Origin of the sequence: Stenotrophomonas cyclobalanopsidis, from assembly GCF_008710035.1 — a bacterium.
Taxonomy (GTDB): Bacteria; Pseudomonadota; Gammaproteobacteria; order Xanthomonadales; family Xanthomonadaceae; genus Stenotrophomonas; species Stenotrophomonas cyclobalanopsidis.
Genome location: NZ_VYKI01000010.1, coordinates 75,180 through 99,119, shown reverse-complemented (window position 1 = coordinate 99,119; position 23,940 = coordinate 75,180). Strand labels below are relative to the sequence as shown.

At 66.9% G+C, this 23,940-nt stretch carries 22 protein-coding genes; 17 read left to right on the top strand and 5 right to left on the bottom strand.

From position 1 onward, the window contains the following. The first annotated feature begins 153 nt into the window (after positions 1 to 153). From rsmD to FJU31_RS09880, 6 genes are all read left to right on the top strand, one after another. The gene (gene rsmD / locus FJU31_RS09905; protein WP_150454605.1) at positions 154 to 732 is read left to right on the top strand and encodes a 16S rRNA (guanine(966)-N(2))-methyltransferase RsmD; all 579 of its coding nucleotides are present in this window, start codon (positions 154 to 156) and stop codon (positions 730 to 732) included. A gap of 26 nt (positions 733 to 758) precedes the next feature. Continuing rightward, on the top strand, positions 759 to 1,268 hold the full coding sequence (coaD, locus tag FJU31_RS09900; protein ID WP_008267036.1) for a pantetheine-phosphate adenylyltransferase: 510 nt from the start codon (positions 759 to 761) through the stop codon (positions 1,266 to 1,268). Between the two features lie 78 nt (positions 1,269 to 1,346). Next, entirely contained in the window at positions 1,347 to 1,838 is a 492-nt protein-coding gene (locus FJU31_RS09895; protein WP_150454604.1) for a hypothetical protein, read from the top strand. A 131-nt stretch (positions 1,839 to 1,969) separates the two neighbouring features. Next, positions 1,970 to 2,251: a YfhL family 4Fe-4S dicluster ferredoxin gene (locus FJU31_RS09890; protein ID WP_079221516.1), complete on the top strand. Its 282-nt coding sequence runs from the start codon at positions 1,970 to 1,972 to the stop codon at positions 2,249 to 2,251. After that, positions 2,248 to 3,978, top strand: a complete 1,731-nt coding sequence (ggt, locus tag FJU31_RS09885) for a gamma-glutamyltransferase (RefSeq protein ID WP_150454603.1) — start codon at positions 2,248 to 2,250, stop codon at positions 3,976 to 3,978. The genes FJU31_RS09890 and ggt overlap by 4 nt, the downstream gene beginning before the upstream one ends. A gap of 119 nt (positions 3,979 to 4,097) precedes the next feature. After that, on the top strand, positions 4,098 to 4,988 hold the full coding sequence (locus tag FJU31_RS09880; protein ID WP_150454602.1) for an MBL fold metallo-hydrolase: 891 nt from the start codon (positions 4,098 to 4,100) through the stop codon (positions 4,986 to 4,988). 79 nt (positions 4,989 to 5,067) lie between these two features. Here the strand turns inward: FJU31_RS09880 and FJU31_RS09875 are convergent, their stop codons facing one another. Continuing rightward, a complete protein-coding gene (locus FJU31_RS09875; protein WP_150454601.1) occupies positions 5,068 to 5,358 on the bottom strand; it encodes a PsiF family protein in 291 nt (96 codons plus the stop codon). Between the two features lie 163 nt (positions 5,359 to 5,521). Continuing rightward, on the bottom strand, positions 5,522 to 6,154 hold the full coding sequence (upp, locus tag FJU31_RS09870; protein ID WP_079221521.1) for a uracil phosphoribosyltransferase: 633 nt from the start codon (positions 6,152 to 6,154) through the stop codon (positions 5,522 to 5,524). 179 nt (positions 6,155 to 6,333) lie between these two features. Here upp and FJU31_RS09865 point away from each other — a divergent pair, with 179 nt between their 5' ends. From FJU31_RS09865 to FJU31_RS09850, 4 genes are read left to right on the top strand one after another with little or no spacing between them, the layout of a single operon-like run. Continuing rightward, the gene (locus FJU31_RS09865) at positions 6,334 to 8,868 is read left to right on the top strand and encodes a TonB-dependent receptor (protein WP_425473677.1); all 2,535 of its coding nucleotides are present in this window, start codon (positions 6,334 to 6,336) and stop codon (positions 8,866 to 8,868) included. Beyond that, positions 8,868 to 9,983, top strand: coding sequence for an NHL repeat-containing protein (locus FJU31_RS09860; RefSeq protein WP_150454599.1), 1,116 nt, complete (start codon positions 8,868 to 8,870; stop codon positions 9,981 to 9,983). The genes FJU31_RS09865 and FJU31_RS09860 overlap by 1 nt, the downstream gene beginning before the upstream one ends. A gap of 44 nt (positions 9,984 to 10,027) precedes the next feature. Next, positions 10,028 to 11,344, top strand: a complete 1,317-nt coding sequence (locus FJU31_RS09855) for a purple acid phosphatase family protein (RefSeq protein ID WP_246161283.1) — start codon at positions 10,028 to 10,030, stop codon at positions 11,342 to 11,344. A gap of 11 nt (positions 11,345 to 11,355) precedes the next feature. After that, positions 11,356 to 11,970 carry an inorganic diphosphatase gene (locus tag FJU31_RS09850; protein ID WP_150454597.1) on the top strand — a complete coding sequence of 205 codons (615 nt, stop codon included), beginning with the start codon at positions 11,356 to 11,358 and terminating at the stop codon, positions 11,968 to 11,970. Positions 11,971 to 12,021: 51 nt separating this feature from the next. On the opposite strand, the gene FJU31_RS09845 is transcribed toward FJU31_RS09850, so the two are convergent. After that, the gene (locus FJU31_RS09845) at positions 12,022 to 12,606 is read right to left on the bottom strand and encodes an SMI1/KNR4 family protein (protein ID WP_150454596.1); all 585 of its coding nucleotides are present in this window, start codon (positions 12,604 to 12,606) and stop codon (positions 12,022 to 12,024) included. A gap of 109 nt (positions 12,607 to 12,715) precedes the next feature. Here FJU31_RS09845 and FJU31_RS09840 point away from each other — a divergent pair, with 109 nt between their 5' ends. Then, the gene (locus FJU31_RS09840; protein ID WP_150454595.1) at positions 12,716 to 14,131 is read left to right on the top strand and encodes a cryptochrome/photolyase family protein; all 1,416 of its coding nucleotides are present in this window, start codon (positions 12,716 to 12,718) and stop codon (positions 14,129 to 14,131) included. 138 nt (positions 14,132 to 14,269) lie between these two features. Beyond that, on the top strand, positions 14,270 to 14,965 hold the full coding sequence (locus FJU31_RS09835) for a YiaD family glycine zipper/OmpA-like lipoprotein (RefSeq protein ID WP_079221528.1): 696 nt from the start codon (positions 14,270 to 14,272) through the stop codon (positions 14,963 to 14,965). A gap of 248 nt (positions 14,966 to 15,213) precedes the next feature. Here the strand turns inward: FJU31_RS09835 and FJU31_RS09830 are convergent, their stop codons facing one another. Then, positions 15,214 to 15,939, bottom strand: a complete 726-nt coding sequence (locus FJU31_RS09830; protein ID WP_150454594.1) for an SDR family oxidoreductase — start codon at positions 15,937 to 15,939, stop codon at positions 15,214 to 15,216. A gap of 119 nt (positions 15,940 to 16,058) precedes the next feature. Between FJU31_RS09830 and FJU31_RS09825 the strand changes: the two genes are divergently transcribed. Then, positions 16,059 to 16,949 carry a LysR family transcriptional regulator gene (locus tag FJU31_RS09825; protein WP_150454593.1) on the top strand — a complete coding sequence of 297 codons (891 nt, stop codon included), beginning with the start codon at positions 16,059 to 16,061 and terminating at the stop codon, positions 16,947 to 16,949. A 158-nt stretch (positions 16,950 to 17,107) separates the two neighbouring features. Here FJU31_RS09825 and FJU31_RS09820 read toward each other — a convergent pair whose 3' ends face one another. Next, entirely contained in the window at positions 17,108 to 18,136 is a 1,029-nt protein-coding gene (locus FJU31_RS09820; protein WP_150454592.1) for a LysR family transcriptional regulator, read from the bottom strand. Between the two features lie 146 nt (positions 18,137 to 18,282). Between FJU31_RS09820 and FJU31_RS09815 the strand changes: the two genes are divergently transcribed. The 4 genes from FJU31_RS09815 to FJU31_RS09800 all read left to right on the top strand — a co-directional run bounded on the left by FJU31_RS09815 (position 18,283) and on the right by FJU31_RS09800 (position 23,887). Further along, positions 18,283 to 18,510 carry a hypothetical protein gene (locus tag FJU31_RS09815; protein ID WP_150454591.1) on the top strand — a complete coding sequence of 76 codons (228 nt, stop codon included), beginning with the start codon at positions 18,283 to 18,285 and terminating at the stop codon, positions 18,508 to 18,510. Next, complete coding sequence (locus tag FJU31_RS09810) at positions 18,507 to 19,277, top strand: SDR family NAD(P)-dependent oxidoreductase (RefSeq protein WP_150454590.1); 771 nt, start codon at positions 18,507 to 18,509, stop codon at positions 19,275 to 19,277. Before FJU31_RS09815 ends, FJU31_RS09810 begins: the two co-directional genes overlap by 4 nt. A gap of 91 nt (positions 19,278 to 19,368) precedes the next feature. Beyond that, complete coding sequence (locus FJU31_RS09805; RefSeq protein WP_150454589.1) at positions 19,369 to 20,589, top strand: efflux RND transporter periplasmic adaptor subunit; 1,221 nt, start codon at positions 19,369 to 19,371, stop codon at positions 20,587 to 20,589. A gap of 127 nt (positions 20,590 to 20,716) precedes the next feature. Beyond that, positions 20,717 to 23,887 (top strand): efflux RND transporter permease subunit, encoded by a 3,171-nt coding sequence (locus tag FJU31_RS09800; RefSeq protein ID WP_150454588.1) that lies wholly within the window; start codon positions 20,717 to 20,719, stop codon positions 23,885 to 23,887. Positions 23,888 to 23,940: the final 53 nt, after the last annotated feature.

Genomic DNA, 23,940 nt, shown 5'->3' with positions numbered 1-23,940 from the left:
GTGAGGCGGATACCCCCTCCATCCCTTGGAAAGCCCGCTGTTGAGTTTGTACTCAGCCGAGCAAGTTCGACACTACGGGGTTCCAGGCGCCGCCCGGGCGACTACAATCCCGCCCATGCTGAATTTTCCGAATACCCTCCACCGAGGCAGCCGGTGAGCGGCCGTGGTGGCAATGACGGCCAGGTCCGCATCATCGGCGGGCGCTGGCGCAATACCCGCCTGCCGGTGCCGACCCTGCCGGGCCTGCGGCCCAGCAGCGACCGCGTGCGCGAAACCCTGTTCAACTGGTTGCTGCCCAAGCTCGGCGGGGCCCGGGTGCTGGACCTGTTCGCCGGCAGCGGCGCGCTGGGCCTGGAAGCCGTTTCGCGCGGTGCGGCCCACGCCACCCTGGTCGAGCGCGATGCCCAGCTCGGCCGCAACCTGACCGCCGCCGTCGCCAAGCTGCAGGCGGACGAGCAGGTCAGCGTGGTCCAGGCCGATGCCCTGAGCTGGCTGCGGAGCGCGCCGGCCCAGCAGGCTACCCTGGTGTTCATCGACCCGCCCTTCGGCGACGGCCTGTGGCCGGACGTGCTCGCCCAGCTGCCGCGCCACCTTGCCGCCGATGCCTGGCTGTACCTGGAATCCCCGGCCGGCCACGTGCCCGTGCTGCCGCCGGATTGGCTGCTGCACCGCGAGGGCGGCACCCGCGAGGTGCGCTTTGCCCTGTACCGCCGCGCCACTGCTACACTTTGACCTCATCTGAAGATCTGCTACCGCCCATGACCGTGGCCAACCGCCGCATCGCCGTCTACCCCGGCACGTTCGACCCCATCACCAATGGTCATATCGATCTGGTGAGCCGGGCCGCGCCGTTGTTCGAAAAGGTCGTGGTCGGCGTGGCGCAGAGCCCGTCCAAGGGCCCGGCGCTGCCGTTGGAGCAGCGCGTGCAGCTGGCCCGGGGCGCCCTGGGCCATCACAGCAATGTCGAGGTCATCGGCTTCGACACCCTGCTGGCCCATTTCGTACGTTCGGTCCAGGGCGGGGTCCTGCTGCGCGGCCTGCGCGCGGTGTCCGACTTCGAATACGAATTCCAGATGGCGAGCATGAACCGCCACCTGATCCCGGAGGTCGAGACCCTGTTCCTGACCCCTGCAGAGCAGCACAGCTTCATTTCGTCCTCGCTGGTCCGCGAGATCGCCCGCCTGGGAGGCGACGTGTCCGGTTTCGTGCCGGCCGCCGTGCTCGAGGCGCTGCGCAAGGTCCGCGAAGCGAAGTCGGCGCAGTCGTAAATCCTGCCCGCGCGGCAGGGCCAGTAGTACCACGCACCCCCATTACGTAAACCACACGCACCACTCGGGAGGAAACCCATGAACACCACCATGCGCGCGATGCTGATCGCTTCGTTTGCCCTGGCCTTCACCGCCTGCAAGAAGGAAGAGGCCGCTCCGGTCGAAGACGCCAAGCAGGCCCTGGTCGCTCCGGCCAAGGAAGACGATGCAGGCTGGAAGAAGTACCTGCAGGAAGTGGCGATCCAGAACATGGGCAACATCACCAACAGCCCGTTCCTGTATTACCTCTCGCCGGAATCGGACCCGGACTTCCAGGCCAAGTACGAGCGACAGACCGAAAGCGCGACCCAGGCCGTGGCCCGTGGCGTGCAGCCGGGCAACATGCTGGCCTTCGGTTCGTCGGCCTCGGCCAAGATGGCTGACATGATCCAGGCCGTGTTCAAGGACGTCTCGCCGGATTCGATGAAGGGCGTGCGCGTCGTCTTCATCGGCCAGTCCGCTGACAACGCCCGCGTGCAGGCTGCCGTGCAGCCGACCGGCGCCGAGTACATTTTCGTCGAAGCCAAGTAAGACCGTGCCATGGCGGCCATGCTCCGGCATGGCCCGGGCGGCGCTCCGCAAGGGCGCCGCTGCCGACCTGACCGACCCGCGCGCCCGCGCGGGCCGGTCCTTGTCCCAAGGCGCGGGCGAGGAGTATCGCCATGTCGCTGAAAATCAACGAGCTCTGCGTCAACTGTGACGTCTGCGAGCCGGCCTGCCCGAACCAGGCCATTTCGATGGGTGAAACCATCTACCTGATCGACCCTGCGCGCTGCACCGAATGCGTGGGTCACTTCGACGAGCCACAGTGCGTGGTCGTCTGCCCGGTCGAATGCATCGATCCGGACCCGGAGATCGTGGAAACGGAAGTCCAGCTGCTGGCCAAGTTGCGCCGACTGCAGCACGATCACCCCGAACTCTACGCGGAGCCCCCATCCGAATGAAGACGCTGATCGTCCGCCCCCTGCTGCTGCTCGGCCTGGTGCTGAGCCCGCTGGCCTGGGCCGAAACCACCGCCCGTGCCGAACGCCCTGATGGCGCGGCCATCGCCAGTGGCCATGCGCTGGCCACCCAGGCCGGCATCGACATCCTGGCGCAGGGCGGCAACGCCTTCGACGCCGCGGTGGCGGTGTCCTCCACCCTGGCCGTGGTCGAGCCGATCAGCTCGGGCCTGGGCGGCGGCGGCTTCTTCCTGCTGCACGATGCGGCCACCGGCAAGGACATCATGCTGGATGCGCGCGAGACCGCCCCGGCGGCTGCGACCCCGCAGGCGTTCCTGGACAAGCAGGGCAACCTGGACCGCGACCGCTCGGTCAACGGCCCGTGGTCGGCCGGCATCCCGGGCCTGCCCGCCGCGCTGGTGGAACTGTCGGCCAAGCACGGCAAGCTGCCGCTGTCGGCCTCGCTGCAGCCGGCCATCCGCATCGCCCGCGAAGGCTTCCCGGTCTATGACCGCATGGCCAAGGGCTATGCCTCGCGCCGCGAGGTGATGGAACGCTTCCCCGGCACGCGCGAGGTCTACCTGCGCAACGGCAAGCCGATCGCTACCGGCGATCTGTTCAAGCAGCCTGAGCTGGCACAGACCCTGGAGCGCCTGGCGGCCGGCGGTCGCGATGGCTTCTACAGGGGCCAGACCGGCAAGCTTCTGCTGGAAGGCGTGAAGCAGGCCGGTGGCAAGTGGACGGCCGACGAGCTGGCCGGCTACCAGGTCAAGCTGCGCGAGCCGATCGTGTTCGACTACAACGGCTGGAAGATCACCACCGCGCCGCCGCCGTCGTCCGGTGGCATCGCTCTGGCCAGCATGCTGCAGATCCTGGAAGGCTGGGACATCAAGCAGATGGATGCGGCCCATCGCACCCACCTGGTGGTGGAAGCGATGCGCCGCGCCTACCGCGACCGCACCTTCTTCCTCGGCGATCCGGATTTCGTGCAGATCCCGCAGAAGGTGCTGACCAGCAAGGATTACGCGCAGGGCCTGCGGGCCACGATCCACCCGGACAAGGCCACCCCCAGCGACCTGCTCTCGGGCAACCCGACCCCGCTGGAAGATGACGAGACCACGCACTTCTCGATCATCGACCGCGATGGCAACCGCGTCGGCGCCACCCAGACCGTCAACCTGCTGTACGGCTCGGGGCTGATTCCCAAGGGCACCGGCGTGCTGCTGAACAACGAGATGGACGACTTCGCGCTGAAGCCGGGTACCCCCAATGCCTTCGGTGTGATGGGTTATGCGGCCAATGCACCGAAGCCGGGCAAGCGCATGCTCAGCTCGATGACGCCCACCTTCATGGAGAACGCCGACAAGGTGGTGGTGCTTGGCACCCCGGGCGGCAGCCGCATCATCACCATGGTGCTGCTGGGCATCCTCGGCTATGACGCCGGCCTGGACGCGCAGCAGGTGGCCGCGTTGCCGCGCTACCACCACCAGTGGTTGCCGGACCTGATCGAGGCCGAGAGCGATGCCTTCGACGCCGATACCGTGAAGCAGCTGCAGGCGATGGGCCACAGGATCGATCTGCCGGGCGACGTCGCCGCCGGCGGCCGCGGCTCCAGCCACGTGTGGGGCAACCTGCAGACGGTGGAGTGGGACCGCAAGGCCAACAAGCTCTACGGCGGCAGCGATCCCCGCAACCCGGTGGGCGGCGCCCAGGTCGTACCGGCGCACTGAGGCGGCGGTAGCGCCGGGCCATGCCCGGCGAAGCAGGAATCACCAGACCCCGCCACCCGGCGGGGTTCTGCATTTTGCGGCTAGCGATTATTTAACGGGGTGCCCTCGATAATTGCCGCATGAAACTCTGGTCGATTCGTGGGAACTCGCAGCGCCTGGATGGCGGCGCGATGTTCGGCAACGCGCCGCGTGCGGTGTGGGAAAAGTGGGCGGCACCGGACGAGCTCAATCGCATCGAGCTGGCGTGCCGTGCGCTGCTGGCCAGCCCGCTGGATGGCAAGACCGTGCTCTTCGAGACCGGCATCGGTGCGTTCTTCGACCCGCGCATGCGTGACCGTTACGGCGTGCAGGAAAGCCAGCACGTGCTGATCGATTCGCTGCGCGAAGCGGGTTTCGAGCACGAGGACATCGACGTGGTGGTGCTCAGCCACCTGCACTTCGACCACGCAGGCGGCCTGCTGGCGGCATGGAGCGAAGGGCGTTCGCCGGAACTGCTGTTTCCCAACGCGACCTTCGTGGTCGGTGCGCAGCACTGGCAGCGGGCGCTGCAGCCGCATCCGCGCGACCGGGCCAGCTTCATTCCCGAGCTGCCGGGCCTGCTGCAGGCCACGGGCCGCCTGGAAGTGGTGGAGGGCGAGTACGCCAAGGTGCTGGGCAGCAGCGTGCGCTTCAGCTACAGCGACGGCCATACGCCGGGCCTGATGCTGGCCGAGATCGTCGGCCACGCGGATGCCGGCGAGGATGCGCACGGCGGCGTGGTGTTCTGTGCGGACCTGATCCCGGGGCGCTCGTGGGTGCACGTGCCGATCACCATGGGCTACGACCGCAATGCGGAGCTGCTGATCGACGAGAAACGGCGCTTTCTGGAAGACAAGCTGGCGCGCAATGTGCATCTGTTCTTCACCCATGACCCGCAGGTGGCGCTGGCGCAGCTGGGGCGGGATGAGAAGGGGCGTTTCGTGACCCTGCATGAGCAGGGGGAGCTGAAGGCGCGGGCGTTGGGCCTGTAGAGCCGAGCCGATGCTCGGCTTGCTTTGGGCTTGATCGGCTGAGCCGAGCGTGGGCTCGGCTCTACATCGCCTGTCTGCACTACGAGGCTTTCAGGCAGCTGCTCATGAAGGTCTTGCGGGCGTCACCGGCGAGCTTCTTCGTCGCGGCATCCGCATTGCACTGTTTCATCCGCTCCTGCGGGGTGGTCGCCTTGGTTTCAGTAGCGTGGCCGCTGAGGCACGCGCTCTGCGCGGTCTTGTAGGCGTCGCCCTTCAGCCCTTTGTTCTTGGCCGAGCAATCGGCCATGCGCTGCTGTTGCGGGGTGGCGGCGGTGGCGGCCAAGGGCAGGCCGATGAGCAGGGCAGCGGCCAGCAGGAACGAGGCTTTCATGGCATCTCCAGGGCGAGCGGTGCGGGGTGCGCGGAGCATTCGCCTGCTGGCCGGAAGACGACGTGAAGATGGATCTGGGGGCAGAGCCCTTCCTGCGGAAGGGATCCGACCCCGGGGTCAGATTCCATTGCGATGGCAATGGGCTCTGACCCCAGCCGCAGGATCACACCACGCGGGTACCGAAGATACGGTCGCCCGCATCGCCCAGGCCCGGCAGGATGTAGCCCTTGTCGTTGAGCTGGGCATCGATGGCCGCGGTGTAGATCTCCACGTCCGGGTGCGCGGCCTTGACCGCCTCAATGCCTTCCGGTGCGGCGACCAGGAAGATGCCCTTGATGCGGCGCGCGCCCGCGCGCTTGAGCATGTCGATGGTGGCGATCAGCGTGCCGCCGGTGGCCAGCATCGGGTCCAGGATCAGCGCATCGCGCTCTTCTAGGCGGCCGGTCAAGCGCTCGAAATAAGGCACCGGCTGCAGGGTTTCCTCATCGCGCTGCAGGCCGACCACGCTCACGCGCGCGGCCGGGATCAGCGACAGCACGCCGCTGAGCATGCCCAGGCCGGCACGCAGGATCGGCACCACGGTGATCTTGGCGCCAGCGATGCGCTGCACGGTCACCGGGCCGGCCCAGCCGGGGAGGGTGTGCGGTTCGGTCTCCAGGTCGGCAGTGGCCTCGTAGGCCAGCAGCGTGCCCAGTTCGTTGGCCAGCTCGCGGAAATCCTTGGTGCTGAGCGCGGCGTTGCGCATCAGGCCGATCTTGTGCTGCACCAGCGGGTGGCGCACTTCGACGATCTTCATGGTCGGGAATGGGGGCTGTAGAGAGGCCTCCATTTTGCCGGATCGGCGCTGCGAAGCCCACGCCGGATGCAATGAATGTGCTGAACGGTGTCACCGCCGTGCAACGTTGCGGACATACCTTGCAGACCCATTCTTCACAGGTATGGGGCTCCACCGTGCACATCAAGACTCCGCTGGCCATGGCCATCACCGTGACCCTGGCGCTGGGGGCCGCGGCACCGCTGCAGGCCGCCGGGCAGCAGGCCTTGGCCGCCACCGGCGCGGTTGCCGCCGATGCGGTCGATCTGGACCGCATCGAAGTGCGCGCGCAGCTCGAATCGCAGGTCCGCGCGGTTGATCTGAAGCGCAGCAGCGACGCCATCGAAGATGCAGTGTCCTCCGATGCCCTGGGCCAGTACCCGGACAAGAACGTGGCCGAGTCGCTGCAGCGCCTGCCGGGCATCAGCGTGACCCGCGACCAGGGCGAAGGCCGCTTCGTGGTCATCCGTGGCCTGGATGCCAACCTCAACAGCGTCAGCATCGATGGCATCGCCGTGGGTACCCCGGAAGATTCCAGCCGCGCCGCGCCGCTGGACGTCATTCCCTCCGATTCGACCGAGCGCCTGCGCGTGGTCAAGTCGCCGACCCCGGACATGCCGGGTGACGCCATCGGTGGCGCGGTCCTGGTCGAATCGGCATCGGGCTTCGACCGCGACGGCCGCAGCCTGCGCGGCAAGATCGAAGCCAGCCACCAGCAGCTGTCCGGCGAGACCAGCCCCAAAGCCTCGTTCAACTACAGCGAAGTGTTCGCCGACACCTTCGGCATCGCGCTGGGCGTGAACTACCAGAACCGCACGTTCGAGTCGGACAACACCGAAGTCGAGTACGACGGTGAGAAGGATGCCGCTCCGGGCGATGTCACTGCGATCAACCTGCAGAACCGCAAGTACGAGATCGAGCGCAAGCGCATCGGTGCCAACCTCAACATGGACTGGCGCCCGGACGAGGACAGCACGTACTACCTGCGCACGCTGTACAGCCAGTTCGACGATGCCGAAACGCGCCAGCGCGTGATCTACAACTTCGACGACGCCGACATGGTCGCCACCGGCACCGACCAGTTCCGCCTGGACGACCTGCCGTCGGATGCGATCCAGAAGCGCATGCGCTACCGCACCAAGAAGGAAAACACCTTTGCTGCCAGCCTGGGTGGCGAGAACAAGCTGACCAACGCGGTGGTCGATTACAGGATCGGTTACACCCGTACCGAAGAGCGCGTCAACGACGAGATGGAAGCGCGCTTCGAACTGGATGCCGACGACCTGTCCGGCACCCTGGACCAGCGCAGCCGCCTGCCGACCTACACGCTCAGCAGCAGCGACTGGATGGACAACGCGAACTACGCGTTCGACCGCTTCGTGATCTCGCCCAAGCAGGTCAACGACGAAGAGCGCAGCGCGCAGGTCAACGTGCGCTTCGACGGCGAAAGCAGCAGCATCAAGTTCGGCCTGCTGGGCCGCTGGCGCGACCGTGATGTCAACGTGGACGAAAGCGAGCTGCGCCGCGGCCCGGACATCGACCTGACCACCTGGACGGCCGCCGACCCGGAACACCGCCACGGCGTGATGGGGCAGGGCATGAGCTCGGCGGCCATGCGCCGCTACTGGGCGCAGAATGGCAGCCGCTACACCGCGCGCCCGCAGGACGTTGCCGGCAACGCCGCCACCTCGCTGGAAGAGGACTACACCGCCAGCGAAGACATCTTCGCCAGCTACGCGATGGGTACTTGGGACATCGGTGCGCTGCGCATCATCGGTGGCGTGCGCGTGGAAAACACCCGCTTCAAGGCCACGGGCAACAGTGTCGAGCTGGACGACGATGACGGCTACACCGTCAACCCGGTGCAGGCCAACCGCAGCTACACCAACGTGCTGCCGGGCCTGCACCTGCGCTACGACGCGGCCGACGACTGGGTGCTGCGCGCCTCGGCCAACAAGACGGTCTCGCGTCCGTCCTTCGGTGACATTTCGCCGCGCCGCGCCCTGAACGCCGGTGACGAAGCGCTGCGCCTGGGCAACCCGCAGCTGGATCCCTACGAATCGAAGAACATCGACCTGTCGGTCGAGAAGTACATCGGCAGCACCGGCATCGTCTCGCTGGGCCTGTTCCACAAGTCCATCGACGGCTACATCGTGGAAACCGTCAGCCAGAACGATCCGGCTTACGACGGCCTCGACGTGACCCGCCCGATCAACGGCCGCAAGGCCACCGTGCGCGGTGCCGAGTTCAACTGGCAGCAGCAGCTGGCGTTCCTGCGCGGCGCGCTGGACGGCCTGCTGGTCGGTGCCAGCGGCACCTGGCTGGACACCAGGTTCGATGCAGGCATCGACGGCCGCGAGGGCGAAGAATTCATGCTGCCGCGCGCTTCCAAGCACGTGTACAGCGCGCACATCGGCTACGAGAAGTACGGCCTGAGCACGCGCCTGGCCGCGGTCTACCGCAGCGAGTACCTGGACACCGTCGGTGCCGGCCGCGCGTTCGACATCTACGTCGCGCCCAACACCCAGCTCGACTTCTCGCTGGATTACAAGTTCACCCCGCGCATCAGCATGCACTTCGAAGCGCAGAACCTGCTCGACAAGCCGCTGGAGCTGTACCAGGGCACCCGTTCGCGCACCCTGCAGATGGAAGAGTACGGCCGGACCTACGCCATCGGCCTGAAGGTGGCCCTGTGATGGCGCGTGGCATGACCCTGCTGGCAGCCGCGATGGCCGCCTGCCTTGCCGCCGGCTGTACGCCGGCGGCCGCTCCGGCCGGCGCCGATGCCGCCGCGAAGGCCCCGGCCGGGACCGCACGCTCGGTGTCGACCATCGCCGAGGCGTTCCTCAGCCCGATGACGCCGGACGACAACATCGATTCGCCGGCGGCCTGGAAGGCACCGGACGGCAGGACCTGGCTGATCGCCACCGCCAAGGCCACCGACAAGCTGGTGGTGTATGACGGCAGCACCGGCCAGCACCTGCGCGACATCGGCACCGCCGGCACCGCGCTGGGCCAGTTCGACCGCCCCAACGGCATCTCGATCACCGACGACCTGCTGTGGATCGTCGAACGTGACAACCACCGCGTGCAGGTGTTCTCGCTGCCCGATTTCACTCCGCTGGCGGTGTTCGGTGCCGACGACCTGCGCAAGCCGTATGGCCTGTGGGTCGACCGCCGCGCCGATGGCTACAGCGTGTACGTCACCGATTCGTGGGACAACGGCGAGGATGCACAGGGCAAGGACATCCTGCCGCCGCTGGCCGAGCTGGACAAGCGCGTGCGCCAGTACCACGTCACCCGCGATGGCGCCAAGGTCGAAGCGACCCTGGCCGCCAGCATCGGTGACACCAGCGAAGCCGGCGCACTGCGCGTGGTCGAGTCGATCTGGGGTGACCCGGCCAACGACCGCCTGCTGATCGCCGAGGAAGACGAAACCTACGCCAGCGAGTTCAAGGTCTACACGATGGCCGGCCGCTTCACCGGCACCACGTTCGGCCGCGATGTGTTCAAGGCGCAGGCCGAAGGCGTGATGCTGCGGACCTGCGGCAGAGACGGCTGGTGGATCACCACCGAGCAGGGCAAGCAGCGCAGCGTGTTCCACCTGTTCGACCGCCATACCCTGAAGCCGGTCGGTGCCTTCCAGGGCAACACGGTCGCCAACACCGATGGCATCTGGATGATGCAGCAGCCGAGCCCGCGCTTCCCGCACGGCGCGCTGTATGCCGTGCATGATGACCAGGGCGTGGTGGCCTTCGACTGGGAAGCCATCGCCAAGCAGCTGTCGCTGCCGCTGGAGTGTGGCGCATGAGCCGTCGTTGCATAAACGCCCTTGCGCTGGGCCTGCTGCTGGCGATGCCCGCACTGGGTTTCGCCGCCGCCGAACCGAACACCCAGGTGCCGGTGGGCAGCCATCACTACGCGGCCACCACCGTGCCGGACCGCATCGTCGCCTCGCCGTCGGTCGATCCCAGCCAGGGCTTCGCCGTGGCCTGGCGTACTGATGACAGCGTGCGTGCGCCGCTGCTGGAAATCGCCCTGGCCGGTGATTCGCCGGCCATCGAGGGCATCCGCCAGGTACGCGCGAAGACCCAGGTGCTGCAGGCCGAGAACGGTGTGTCGCACCACCATCGCGCCGAGGTTGATGGGTTGAAGCCGCACACCCTGTACGTTTACCGCGTGCAGGGCAATGGCAGCTGGAGTGCCTGGAACCAGCTGCGTACGCTGGGCAAGGCCGGCGAGCCACTGACCCTGCTGTACTTCGGCGATACCCAGAACAAGAACCTGAGCCATGTCAGCCGCGTGGTGCGTGCCGCGCAGAAGTTCGCACCGGAGGCGCGCATGAGCCTGTTCGCCGGTGACCTGGTCAGTGGCGGCGACGGCGCCGATGACAGCGAATGGGGCGAGTGGTTCGCCGCCACCAGCTGGCTGGCGCAGGAAACGCTGGTGGCCCCGGCCATCGGCAACCACGAGTACTTCGAAGCGTTCGAGGACACCCCGCAGGAACGCCGCGTGCTGGGCAAGCACTGGCCGGTGACGTTCGCGCTGCCGGGCAATGGTGCTGCAGCGGCTGCCAGCAGCACCTACTGGTTCGATGTGCAGGACGTCCGCGTGGCCGTGCTCGATGGCACCTCCGCGCTGGATCTGGGTACGGCCCAGGCGCAGGCGCAGTGGCTGGACAGGGTGCTGGCCAACAACCCGCACCCGTGGACCATCGTGCTGCTGCACCAGCCGTTCTATTCGCCGCGCGAAGGACGCGAGAACGCCGCCCTGCGCGACGTGCTGCTGCCGGTCGTGCGCCGCCACAATGTCGACCTGGTGCTGCAGGGCCACGACCACACCTACGGCCGCCGCGGCGAAGGCGAGGCCGCCACCCCGCAGTACGTGGTGACGGTGGCCGGGCCGAAGCAGTACCGACTGTCCGGCGAGGCACGCCGGACCATGGATCCGGTGGCCGAGGATACCCAGCTGTTCCAGGTGCTGAAGATCGATCCGCAGCACCTGCGCTACGAAGCACGCACCGTCACCGGCCGGTTGTACGATGCCTTCGAGCTGCGCCGCGATGCCGCCGGCGGCAAGCAGCGGGTGGAACTGCGCGAAAACCGCATCGCCCCGCGCGACTGCCCGCGTGCGCAGACCGCCAAGGGCCGGGCGGACCGTTGCTGGGAATGAGGAGTGACCGCATGAACACAACTCGACGCATCGCCCCGCTGGCCGCCCTCGGCGCAGCCCTGTTGCTGGTGGCCGGTGCCGTGACCGCCGCCGACAGCGTGCTGCATCCGTTCCTGGCAGCGCAGCCGAAGCAGGCCCCGGCCGAAGTGAACCTGGCGGTGGAGATCCCGGCCGGCAGCTTCACCAAGTACGAGATCAAGGAAGATGGTCTCGTCCATGTGGACCGCTTCCAGTCGATGCCGGTGGCCTATCCAGCCAACTACGGCTCGATGCCGCGCACGCTGGCCGGTGACAACGACCCGCTGGATGCGCTGGTGCTGACCCGCGAACCGCTGCATCCGGGAGTGATCGTGCGCTTCCGCCCGATCGGTTACCTGAAGATGATCGATGGCGGCGAGCACGACGAGAAGGTGATCGGCGTGCCCACCGACAAGGTCGACCCGACCTACGCCAACATCCGCGACCTGTCCGATCTGCCCGAGATCGAACGGCAGCGCATCGAGGCGTTCTTCCGGGTCTACAAGGACCTGCCGGCCGGCCGTAATCCGGTGCAGCTCAATGGCTGGGGCAATGCGGCCGAAGCCCGTGCGCTGATCAGCGAGGCGATGAAGCGCTTCGAAAAGTAGATCCACGCCATGCGTGGATGTAGCTCGAGTAGATCCACGCCATGCGTGGATTCAGCCCTGCAGCGTCTCGATGAATGACTCGGCCTGCCGGCGGTCGCCCAGCACCTGGGCCACCGCCTGCACGGCTGCCTCCTGGTGCTCGGCGCGGATGCCGCCATCGTCATCATCGTTGTAGAGATCATTGCCGGCATCGAAGTAGACCGTGCCTGCGGCGGCCAGCGCAGCCATCAGGGTCGGCACATCCGTAGCGATCTCGCCGGCCTCCAGCAGGCCTGCGCCGTGGTGGCTGAACAACACGCGGCCGACATCCAGGTCGAGGATGAACGGATCGGCGCCGCGATCGGCAATCACCAGCCAGTTCGACGGCCAGCTGTCGATCGGCTCGCCGCTGATGCCATTCCAGCGATACCCTGCCTGGTGGCGCCACAGGCGTTGCAGCGGGGGAATCCACACCTCCAGACCGGGAATGGTGATGCCGGCACGGCCGACCTTGGCATTGATCTCGTGGCCCAGTGGCCCGACCTGTGCGTAGAAACGCGCCAGCTCTGGCGGCAGCGGGAACGGGCCGTCCCAGTCACGTCCGTCCTGTGCCTGCAACGGGCCGAAATGGGCGAAGGCAGCGTGCAGGTCATCCATGGCGTCATTGTTCCGGTAACGGGCCCGGCAGCCTAGCAGACGGACCCGCGTGCAATGCCTTCACCGCGGCTGGCTATCATGTGCGCCATCCAGAACGAAGGCGATGCACGTGTCGGTAGCGTTGGTGTGGTTCCGCCGCGATCTGCGGCTGCAGGACAATCCGGCCCTGCAGGCCGCGCTCGATGCCGGCCACGAGGTGGTGCCGGTCTACATCCATGCGCCGCAGGAGGAGGGCGAATGGGTGCCCGGCGCAGCATCGGATGCCTGGCGAAACCGCTCGCTGGCCGCGCTCGATGCCGACCTGCGCGCGCGCGGTTCGGCGCTGGTGCTGCGCAGCGGCGACAGCCTGGACGCGCTGCAGGCGCTGATCGAAGAGAGCGGCGCCGAGGCCGTTTACTGGAACCGCAAGTACGAGCCGGCCACCCAACCGCGCGACGCCAGCATCAAGCGCACCCTGCGCGAGCAGGGCGTTGATGCGCAGAGCTGCAACGGCAGCCTGCTGTTCGAGCCGTGGGATGTCGCCACCCAGCAGGGGCAGCCGTACAAGGTGTTCACCCCTTACTGGCGCAACGTGCTCAGCCACTGGCGCCTGCCTGCGCTGCAACCCGCGCCGAAGAAGCTGGCATCGCACGGCGTCGCCAGCCTCGCGCTGGAGGAGCTGCAGCTGGCGCCGACGCTGGACTGGGACACCGGCTTCTGGGAGCACTGGCAGCCGGGCGAGGCGGGTGCGCTGGAGGCGTTGTCGGTGTTCGAGGATGGCGCCCTGCGCGGGTACCGCGAGCAACGCGACCTGCCGGACCGTGTAGGTACCTCGCGGATGTCGCCGCACCTGCATTTTGGTGAGATTGCACCGTGGCGCATCGCCCATGCGCTGGAAGGCCTGCGCAGCGCCGGCACCGATGCCGACATCGATGGTTACCTGCGCCAGCTCGGCTGGCGTGATTTTGCCTATCACCTGCTGCACCATTTCCCGAAGACGACGAACGAGAACCTCAATCCGCGCTTCGATCGCTTCCGCTGGGCCAATCCCAGCAGCGCGCAGCTGCATGACTGGCAGCGCGGCAACACCGGCGTGCCGCTCGTCGATGCGGGACTGCGCGAACTGTGGCACACCGGCTACATGCACAACCGGGTGCGCATGATCGTCGCCAGCTACCTGTGCAAGCACCTGCGCGCGCACTGGCTGCACGGCGCGCGCTGGTTCTGGGACACGCTGGTCGATGCCGACCTGGCCAACAACACCATGGGCTGGCAGTGGGTGGCCGGTACCGGCGCTGACGCGGCGCCGTATTTCCGGGTGTTCAATCCGGTCACCCAGGCCGAGAAATTCGATCCGCAGGCGCGCTACATCACGCGCTGGGTGCCGGAACTGGCGGCGCTGCCGGTCAAGGCGCGGTTCGCCCCGTGGCAGCACCCGCAGCTGCTGGCGGAGAAAGCGCCCGGTTACCCACGCACGCCGCTGGTGGATCTCGCCGCAGGCCGGGATGCTGCGCTGGCCGCTTACCGGAGCACGGGCGGGCAGTAAAGTGCACGGATGAAGGCCGGCTCAGAAAGCTGAATGCTGCACGTCCGGACGTCACATCCATCATCCCGGCATCGCGCCGGGCTGTATATCCTCCGGACCGTTCACACGCCGCATTGGCCGGCATCCAAGGAGACCACCATGATCCGCAACACCACCCGCAACGTCGCCCTGGCCCTGATGACCGCTGCCGCGCTGACGGCGTGCGCCACCGGCGGCTCCTACGTGCAGAGTGACCAGTACGGCAACCCGACCGAGCAGCAGAACCGCACCGGTCGCGGCGCCCTGATCGGTACCGCCGTCGGCGTGGCTGCAGGCCTGCTGAGCGGCAACAGCGCTACCGAGCGCCGGCAGCACGCGCTGGTCGGTGCCGGCATCGGCGCGCTGAGCGGCGCAGCCATCGGCAACTACCAGGATCGTCAGGAGCGCGCCCTGCGTGAGCGTACCGCCAACACCGGCATCGACGTGCAGCGCCAGGGCGACAACATCACCCTGAACCTGCCGGACGGCATCACCTTCGATTTCGGCAAGTCGGCGTTGAAGCCGCAGTTCTACGGCTCGCTCAATGGCGTGGCCAGCACGCTGAACGAGTACAACCAGACCATGATCGAAGTGGTCGGCCACACCGACAGCATCGGCAGCGACGCGGTGAACAACCGCCTGTCGAAGGAGCGCGCGGATTCGGTGGCCCAGTATCTGGTCGGCCAGGGCGTGCAGCAGGTGCGCATTGAAACCTTGGGCGCCGGCAAGGCCTATCCGATTGCCGACAACAGCACCGACGCCGGCCGCGCGCAGAACCGCCGCGTGGAAATCCGTGTGATTCCGCTCAAGCAGTAACGCGCAGCGTTACTGCTTGAGCCGGTCCGGCCTTGGGCCGGAACGAAAATGCCGCCCTTGCAGGCGGCATTTTTGTGGGTGCCGAGCGTTGCTCGGCACGCTCGACGGCTCCGGCTCGGGCTCTGGTAGGTGCCGACCTTGGTCGGCACGCTCTGGCCTTGTAGAGTCGAGCCATGCTCGACTCCGTAAAAGCAGTCGAGCATGGCTCGACTCTACAAAAAGCAGTCGAGCAAGCTCGACTCTACACATCACCCCGCTGCGGTCGGCCGCACCACGATTTCGTTCACGTCCACATCGCCCGGCTGCTCGATCGCAAACCGCACCGCGCGGCCGATCGCATCAGGCTGCAGCGCGATGGCGCGGTACTGCACCATCGCCTCCGCGGCGACCGGGTCGGTGATGGTGTCGGCCAGCTCGCTTTCCACCACACCCGGGTGGATGCAGGTCACCCGCAGGTCGCGATGCTCCTGGCGCAGGCCCTCGGAGATCGCGCGCACGGCGTACTTGGTCGCGCAGTACACCGCTGCCGTCGGCACCACCGACAGCGCACCGATCGAGGCGATGTTGATGATCTGCCCTTGGCCACGCGCCTGCATGTGCGGCAGCACAGCGGCGATGCCGTGCAGTACCCCGCGAATGTTGACGTCGATCATCCGGTCCCACTCCTCCACCTTCAACGAGGCCATCGGCGAGAGCGGCATGACGCCGGCGTTGTTGACGATCACATCAATGCTGCCGAGTTCCGCAAGCGCGGCGGCGGCGAAGGCCTCGACCTGCGCACGCTGGGTCACGTCCAACGCCTGCACCAGCACCTGCGCGCCTCGCCCGCGCAGTTCGTCGGCCAGTGCCTGCAGGCGGTCCACGCGACGGGCGCCGAGCACGAGGCGCGCGCCGGGCTGCGCCAGTGCGCGGGCAATGCCGGCGCCGATGCCACTGGACGCGCCGGTGATGAGGATGGTTCGGGAAAGGCTCATGGCAGGACTCCTGATCGGATGGAAAGGGTCGGTCTGGACCCGGTGTCGCCACGGTAAATCGATCGCGTTGTCGCGATAAGATGGCGATTGCCGATCAGCGTGTTAAGGATTGCTAACCAATGTCTGTCGATCTCAATGCCCTTGCCGTGTTCCAGCGGGTGGCCGAGTGCCGCAGCTTCACCGGCGCGGCCGACCAGCTGGGCGTGACCCGGTCCGCGGTAAGCCAGACGATCAGCAAGCTGGAACAGGCGCTGGGCATCGCTCTGGTCCTGCGCACCACGCGCAGCGTCAATCTGACCGATGCGGGGCAGGCACTGCTGGCGTCGGTGCGTCCGGCGCTGGCCGAGCTGGATACCGCACTGGAGGCCACCCAACGACGCCAGGCCGCGGTGTCCGGGCAGCTGCGGCTCGCCGTCTCTTCCATCGCCGAAGCCTTCCTTGCCGGACCGATGCTGGCCAGCTTCGCGGCAAAGCACCCCGCGCTGCAGCTGGACATAACGGTGAGCGATGAAGAGTTCGACATCGTCGGCGCTGGCTTCGATGCGGGCGTGCGCCTGGGCGAAGTCATCGCCCAGGACATGGTTGCCGTGCCCGTATCGGCGCGGCAGCGGCAGCTGGTGGTGTGCGCACCGTCGTACCGCGATCAGCACACGCTCCCCGCGCATCCGCGCGAGCTGGCCGAGCATCGCTGCATCGGCTGGCGCAGTGCGCCGGGCAAGGCGCCGTATCGCTGGGAATTCGAGGAGCGCGGCCGCGAGTTCAGTGTCGATGTGCAGCCGGAAATCCCCAGCAACGACATGGGTGTGATGGTGCGCCTGGCGCTGGCCGGCGCGGGCATCGCCATCGGCATGGAAGAGACGTGGCGACCGTGGTTGCAGCGCGGTGACCTGGTGTCACTGCTGGAGCCGTACTGCCCGCGTTTCGCGGGCTTTTTCCTGTATTACCCGAGCCGTCGCCAGGCCGAGCCGAAGCTGCGCGCGCTGGTCGAGCACGTGCTCTCCGACCTATAGAGTCGAGCCATGCTCGACTCTACAAAAGCAGTCGAGCATGGCTCGACTCTACAAAGGCCAGTCGAGCATGGCTCGACTCTACAAAGGCCAGTCGAGCATGGCTCGACTCTACAAAGGCCAGTCGAGCAGTAGATCCACGCCATGCGTGGATGCGTCGATCATGCCGTAGCAGTGACCTTTTCCAGGATGCGCTTGCCACTGCTTTCCAGCGCCGCGTCTTCCTTTTCCTGCTGCTGCCGCGCCAGCTTCGCCGCCGGGCACTGCGCCAGCATGTAGTTGGCGTCGAAGTTGAGCTTCTCCACCAGGAAATCGACGAAGGCACGCACCTTCGGCGAGACCAGGCGGCCGCCGGCAAACACCGCGTTGAAGTCCACTTCCGGCCCGGTCCAGCCGGCCAGCACGCGGCGCACCATGCCCGATTCGACGAACGGCTTGGCCATCACGTCGCCGGTCAGCAGCAGGCCTTCGCCACACACCAGCGCGCCGTTCAACGCCGACATGTCGTTGGCGGTCATCAGCGGCGTCACCGGGAAATCGCGCAGCTCGCCACCGTTCTCGCCCAGCTGCCAGGTGAATCGCGGCGAATTGCCGGTGTGGTATGGCTTGCGCATGGCCAGGATGCGGTGGAACTGCAGTTCTTCGGGGTGCAGCGGCTCGCCGTAGCGTTCGATGTAGGCCGGGCTGGCAAACACCTGCGTGCGCAGGCTGCCGAGCTTGCGCGCGACCAGGTTGGAATCGGGCAGGGCGCCGACGCGCAGCGCAAGATCGGCTTCGCCTGCAATCAGGTCCAGCTTCTCGTTGCCCAGGTGCATGTCCAGGCGGATTTCCGGGTACTGCGCATGGAACTGGCCCAGCAGCGGCGCGATCCAGGTGATGCCGATGGCGTAGGGCACGGTGAAGCGCAGCCAGCCACGCGGGCCGGACTGCAGCTGGCTCACCGCGCTTTCGGCTTCTTCAAGTTCGCGCGCGATGCGCTGGCAATGCTCGTGATAGATCGAACCGGCTTCGGTCAGGCCGAGGCGGCGCGTGGTCCGATGCAGCAGGCGCGCACCCAGGCGCGTTTCCAGCTCCTGCACTTTGCGGCTGACCGTGGTCTTGGGCAGGCCGAGCGATTTGGCAGCGGCAATGAAGCTGCCTTGCTCGACCACCTTGACGAAGATCAGCGTCTCGTTGAGATCGTGGGACATGGTCGGGATCCTGGACGGCGGGGATGGGACAATCGTGACAGAACGATTGGACCGGGGACGGGATGATTATTCCCCTTAATCCGGACTAATCAAGTAAAGGTTTGAGGTCTATCGTGGCGCCATTCCTGAAATGGAGCTCGTCCCCCATGAGCCTGCGCAACATTCTTGACCACTTTCGGCGTGCCGGCCAGAACGCTCTGGACCAGGCCATGACCGTGGAAGCCCGTCCAAGTTCCTTGGTACATAAGGATTTCCGGGAGTTTACCGCGCCCGTCCGTAGCCAGCGCGGCAGTTCGATCCGTCTGGTCTCCCGTCAGGGCGATCGGCTGCGTCGAATTGGGACTATCCCGGATTTGGGAGGAAATGTCCCGTGAATGGGATTCTGACGCCCGAAGTCCTGGTCCTCGGCGGCACCGGTGCCGTCGGCCAGGGCGTGGTCGGCGCCCTGCTGGAGGCCGGCAGTCCGGTCCTGGTGGTGGGGCGCGACCCGGGCCGACTGGCGGCACTGCATGAGCTGTTCGCCGACGAGCCGGGCCTGCAGACGATGCTGGGTTCGCTCAGCGACGACGGCTCGGCACGGGTGCTGGCCGAACGCGTGGCGCAGCGTCCGCGCCCGCTGGCCGCGGTGGTCGCGGCGATGGGCGGCCCATACAACCGCGGCCGTGTCATCGACCGCAGTGGCGATGCCCTGCTGGATGCAATGCGGGCTGACCTGATGCCGCATGCCCACGCGGTTCGCCACCTGCTGCCGCTGCTGCAGGACAACCCTCATGCCCGCCGCTACGTGATGATCGGCAGCCCCGCCGGTGCCAAGCCCTGGGCTGGCTACGGTGAAACCTCGATCACCACCGCCGCACTGCGCATGTACGCGCAGGTCGTGCACCAGGAAGCGCAGGCAGTGGGCGTGCGTGCGCAGATGCTGGAAGTGTGCAGCCCCGTGTGTACCCCGGCCAATGCGGCCAACGCGTGCATCGAGTGGCCCAGCTCGCTGCTGGTCGGCCGCCGCGTGGTGTCCCTGCTCGATGGATGCCGCGACAACCGCGCCATCGTCCGCTGCGACAGCAGCGATGCGGAACTGCCGCGCGGCCTGTTGAACCTCGACCTGCCACCGCTGTGGCGCGACACCGCAGGCATTGCTTGACCTCAACCATCGTTGAGGTCGCAGGCTACGCCGCCGATTCACCGATCTTAGATTTACACGCACTACCACCCCTTCCGTACGGATGCATGCCATGACTTCTCCCAACACCACCCCAAACCGTTTCAGCCATCGCCTGGCAATGGCCGGCGTGTCGATCCTGGCCGCCGCGGTGCTGGCTGCCTGCAATGGCGGCCATGCCGAAGAGGCCGGCGCACCGCCGCCGCCGCAGGTCAGTGCCGCCCCGGTGCTGGTCAAGCCGATCAGCCAGTGGGACGAGTTCAGCGGCCGCGTCGAGGCCGTGCAGAGCGTCGAACTGCGCCCGCGCGTCTCCGGCTACATCGACAAGGTCAACTACGTGGAAGGCGAAGAAGTGAAGAAGGGCGCCGTCCTGTTCACCATCGACGCCCGCAGCTACCAGGCCGAGTACGACCGCGCCGCTGCTGAAGTGGCCCGCGCCCGTACCCAGGCCAGCCTGGCCCGCAGCGAGTCCGAGCGTGCCAAGCGCCTGTCCGAGCAGCAGGCCATCTCCACCGAGACCGCCGAACAGCGTCGCGCCGCGGCCGACCAGTCCGGTGCCGCGGTGCAGGCCGCGCAGGCCGCACTGGATGCCGCCCGCCTCAACCTGGAATTCACCAAGGTGCGCGCGCCCATCGATGGCCGTGCCGGTCGCGCGATGGTCACCGCCGGCAACCTGGTCACCGCCGGCGACAGCGCCAGCGTGCTGACCACGCTGGTCTCGCTGGACACGGTGTTCGTGTACTTCGATGCCGACGAAAGCACCTTCCTGCGCTACGCCCAGATGGCGCGCAAGGGTGAACGCCCCAGCGAGCGTGACAGCGAACTGCCGGTGAAGGTCGGCCTGTCCGGTGAAGAGGGTTACCCGCATACCGGCAAGGTCGACTTCCTCGACAACCAGGTGGCCCGCAGCACCGGCACCATCCGCGTCCGCGCGCTGCTGGACAACGCCGACCGCCAGTTCACCCCGGGCCTGTTTGCCCGTGTGCAGCTGCTCGGCAGCGGCCAGTTCCAGGCCATGCTGATCGATGACAAGGCCGTGCTGACCGACCAGGACCGCAAGTACGTATACGTGGTCGACAAGGATGGCAAGGCCCAGCGCCGCGACATTCAGCTCGGCCGCACCGCCGAAGGCCTGCGCATCGTCGAGAGCGGCCTGGCCGCCGGTGACAAGGTCATCATCGACGGCGTGCAGAAGGTCTTCATGCCGGGCATGCCGGTGCAGGCCAAGGCGGTGGCGATGCAGCCGCCGGCCGCCGCACCGGGCCGCGATGCCACCGCCGCTCTGAACCACTGATCCGCCGTCCTCTGATCCAGGTTTCCGCTTAGCTGCCGGCGCCAGCAGCAGCCTTCCCTGCCTTCGTCAGACTGACGAGGGGCAGGGCGGCTGTTGCCCGTCGGCGGCATTTCCCAGGAATTTTTCCATGGACTTTTCCCGTTTCTTCATCGACAGGCCGATCTTCGCGGCGGTGCTGTCGATCGTGATCTTCGCCGCCGGCCTGATCTCGATCCCGTTGCTGCCGATCGGCGAGTACCCCGAAGTGGTGCCGCCGTCGGTGGTCGTGCGCACGGTCTACCCGGGCGCCAACCCCAAGGTCATCGCTGAAACCGTGGCCACCCCGCTGGAAGAGGCGATCAACGGCGTCGAGGGCATGATGTACCTCAAGTCGGTGGCCGGCTCCGATGGTGTGCTGCAGATGACCGTCACCTTCCGCCCGGGCACCGACCCGGACGCGGCGGCGGTGAAGGTTCAGAACCGCGTGGCGCAGGCGCAGGCGCGTCTGCCCGAGGACGTGCGCCGGCAGGGTGTGACCACCCAGAAGCAGTCGCCGACGTTCCTGATGGTGGTGCACCTGACCTCGCCCAATGGCAAGTACGACACCCTGTACCTGCGCAACTACGCCCGCCTGCACGTCAAGGACGCGCTGGCGCGTATTCCGGGTGTGGGTGATGCGCAGATCTTCGGTGGCGGTGACTACGCCATGCGCGCCTGGCTGGACCCGGACAAGGTGGCCTCGCGTGGCCTGACTGCCAGCGACGTGGTTGCCGCCATGCGCGAGCAGAACGTGCAGGTTTCGGCCGGCCAGCTCGGTGCGGAACCGCTGCCCAACAGCCAGTTCCTGACCCTGATCAATGCCCAGGGCCGCCTGAAGTCCGAGAAGGAATTCGGCGACATCGTGCTCAAGAGCGGCACCGATGGCGAGATCGTGCGCCTGGCCGATGTCGCCCGCGTGGAACTGGGTGCCGGCGATTACACCCTGCGCTCGCAGCTGGATGGCAAGAACGCGGTGGGTATCGGCATCTTCCAGGCGCCGGGCGCCAACGCGCTGGAAATCCGTGATGCGGTCATCGGCACCATGGACGAGATGCAGAAGACCATGCCGGCCGACGTGAAGTACGAGGCGGTGTATGACACCACCATCTTCGTGCGTGACTCGATCAAGGCCGTGGTGTCCACCCTGCTCGAAGCCATCGCCCTGGTGGTGCTGGTGGTGATCCTGTTCCTGCAGACCTGGCGTGCCTCGATCATTCCACTGATCGCCGTGCCGGTGTCGGTGGTGGGTACCTTCGCTGCACTGTACCTGCTGGGCTTCTCGATCAACACGCTGAGCCTGTTCGGCCTGGTGCTGGCGATCGGCATCGTGGTCGACGATGCGATCGTGGTCGTGGAAAACGTTGAACGCAACATCGAGGAAGGCCTCACCCCGCTCGCGGCGGCCCACCAGGCCATGCGCGAAGTGTCCGGCCCGATCATCGCGATCGCGCTGGTGCTGTGCGCCGTGTTCGTGCCGATGGCCTTCCTGTCCGGCGTCACCGGCCAGTTCTACAAGCAGTTCGCCGTCACCATCGCCATCTCCACGGTGATCTCGGCGATCAACTCGCTGACCCTGTCGCCGGCCCTTGCCGCGCGCCTGCTGAAGCCGCATGACGCTGCCAAGGATGCGCCGACGCGCATCATCGACCGCCTGTTCGGCTGGGTGTTCCGTCCGTTCAACCGCTTCTTCAAGTCCAGCTCGGAGAAGTACGAGCGGGGTGTCTCGAAGATCCTCGGCCGTCGTGGTGCGGTGTTCGTGGTCTACGCGATCCTGCTGGTCGGTACCGGCATGATCTTCAAGCTGGTGCCGCCGGGCTTCATCCCGACCCAGGACAAGCTGTACCTGATCGCCGGCGTGAAGCTGCCGGAAGGCTCGTCGATCGCGCGTACCGATGAAATGCTGCGCAAGGTCGCCAGGATCGCCCAGGAAACCGATGGCGTTGCCCATACCATCTCGTTCCCGGGCCTGAACGCGCTGCAGTTCACCAACACGCCCAACACCGGCGTGGCGTTCATTCCGCTCAAGCCGTTCGCCGAGCGTCATGGCCGTACCGCTGCGCAGATCAATGCCGAGATCAACCAGAAGATCGCCGGCCTGCAGGAAGGCTTTGCCTTCGCGATGATGCCGCCGCCGATCCTCGGCCTGGGCAACGGCAACGGCTACCAGATGTTCATCCAGGACCGTGGCAACCTGGGCTACGGCGCGCTGCAGAATGCGGTGCAGGCGATGCAGGGCACTGTCGCGCAGACTCCGGGCATGGCCTTCCCGATCACCAGCTACCAGGCCAACGTGCCGCAGCTGGATGCGGAAGTGGACCGCGTCAAGGCCAAGGCTCAGGGCGTGCAGCTCACCGAGCTGTTCGACACCCTGCAGACCTACCTGGGTTCGGCCTACGTCAACGACTTCAACCAGTTCGGTCGTACCTGGCAGGTGATCGCCCAGGCTGACGGCCCATTCCGTGAGAGCGTCGAAGACATCGGCAAGCTGCGAACCCGCAATGCCCGTGGCGAGATGGTGCCGATCGGTTCGATGGTCACCATCAAGCAGACCTTCGGTCCGGACCCGGTGCTGCGTTTCAACGGCTACCCAGCTGCCGACCTGGCTGGTGAAGCCGATCCGCGCCTGCTGTCCTCGGCTGAAGCGATGAACAAGCTGACCGAGATCGCCGGCAAGGTGCTGCCGGTGGGCATGACCACCGAATGGACCGACCTGAGCTACCAGCAGGCCACCCAGGGCAAGGCCGCCTTCATCGTGTTCCCGGTGGCGATCATGCTGGCCTTCCTGGTGCTGGCGGCACTGTACGAAAGCTGGTCGCTGCCGTTGGCGGTGATCCTGATCGTGCCGATGACCCTGCTGTCGGCCCTGTTCGGCGTGTGGATGACCGGTGGTGACAACAACGTGTTCGTGCAGGTCGGCCTGGTGGTGCTGATGGGCCTGGCGTGCAAGAACGCGATCCTGATCGTCGAGTTCGCCCGCGAACTGGAAATGAGCGGCAAGGGCATCGTTGAAGCGGCGCTGGAAGCCTGCCGCCTGCGCCTGCGTCCGATCGTGATGACCTCCATCGCGTTCATCGCCGGCACCGTGCCGCTGGTGCTGTCCCACGGTGCAGGCGCCGAAGTGCGCTCTGTCACCGGCATCACGGTGTTTGCCGGCATGCTGGGCGTGACCCTGTTCGGCCTGTTCCTGACCCCGGTGTTCTACGTGGCCCTGCGCAAGTTCGTCACCCGCAACGGCGGTGGCCAGCTGGTGCAGCACGGCGATCCCACCCTCCATCACTGACATGCACTCCCGCGGTCGCCGCCCCGAGCGGCGGCCGCTTCCCCCAAACCAAG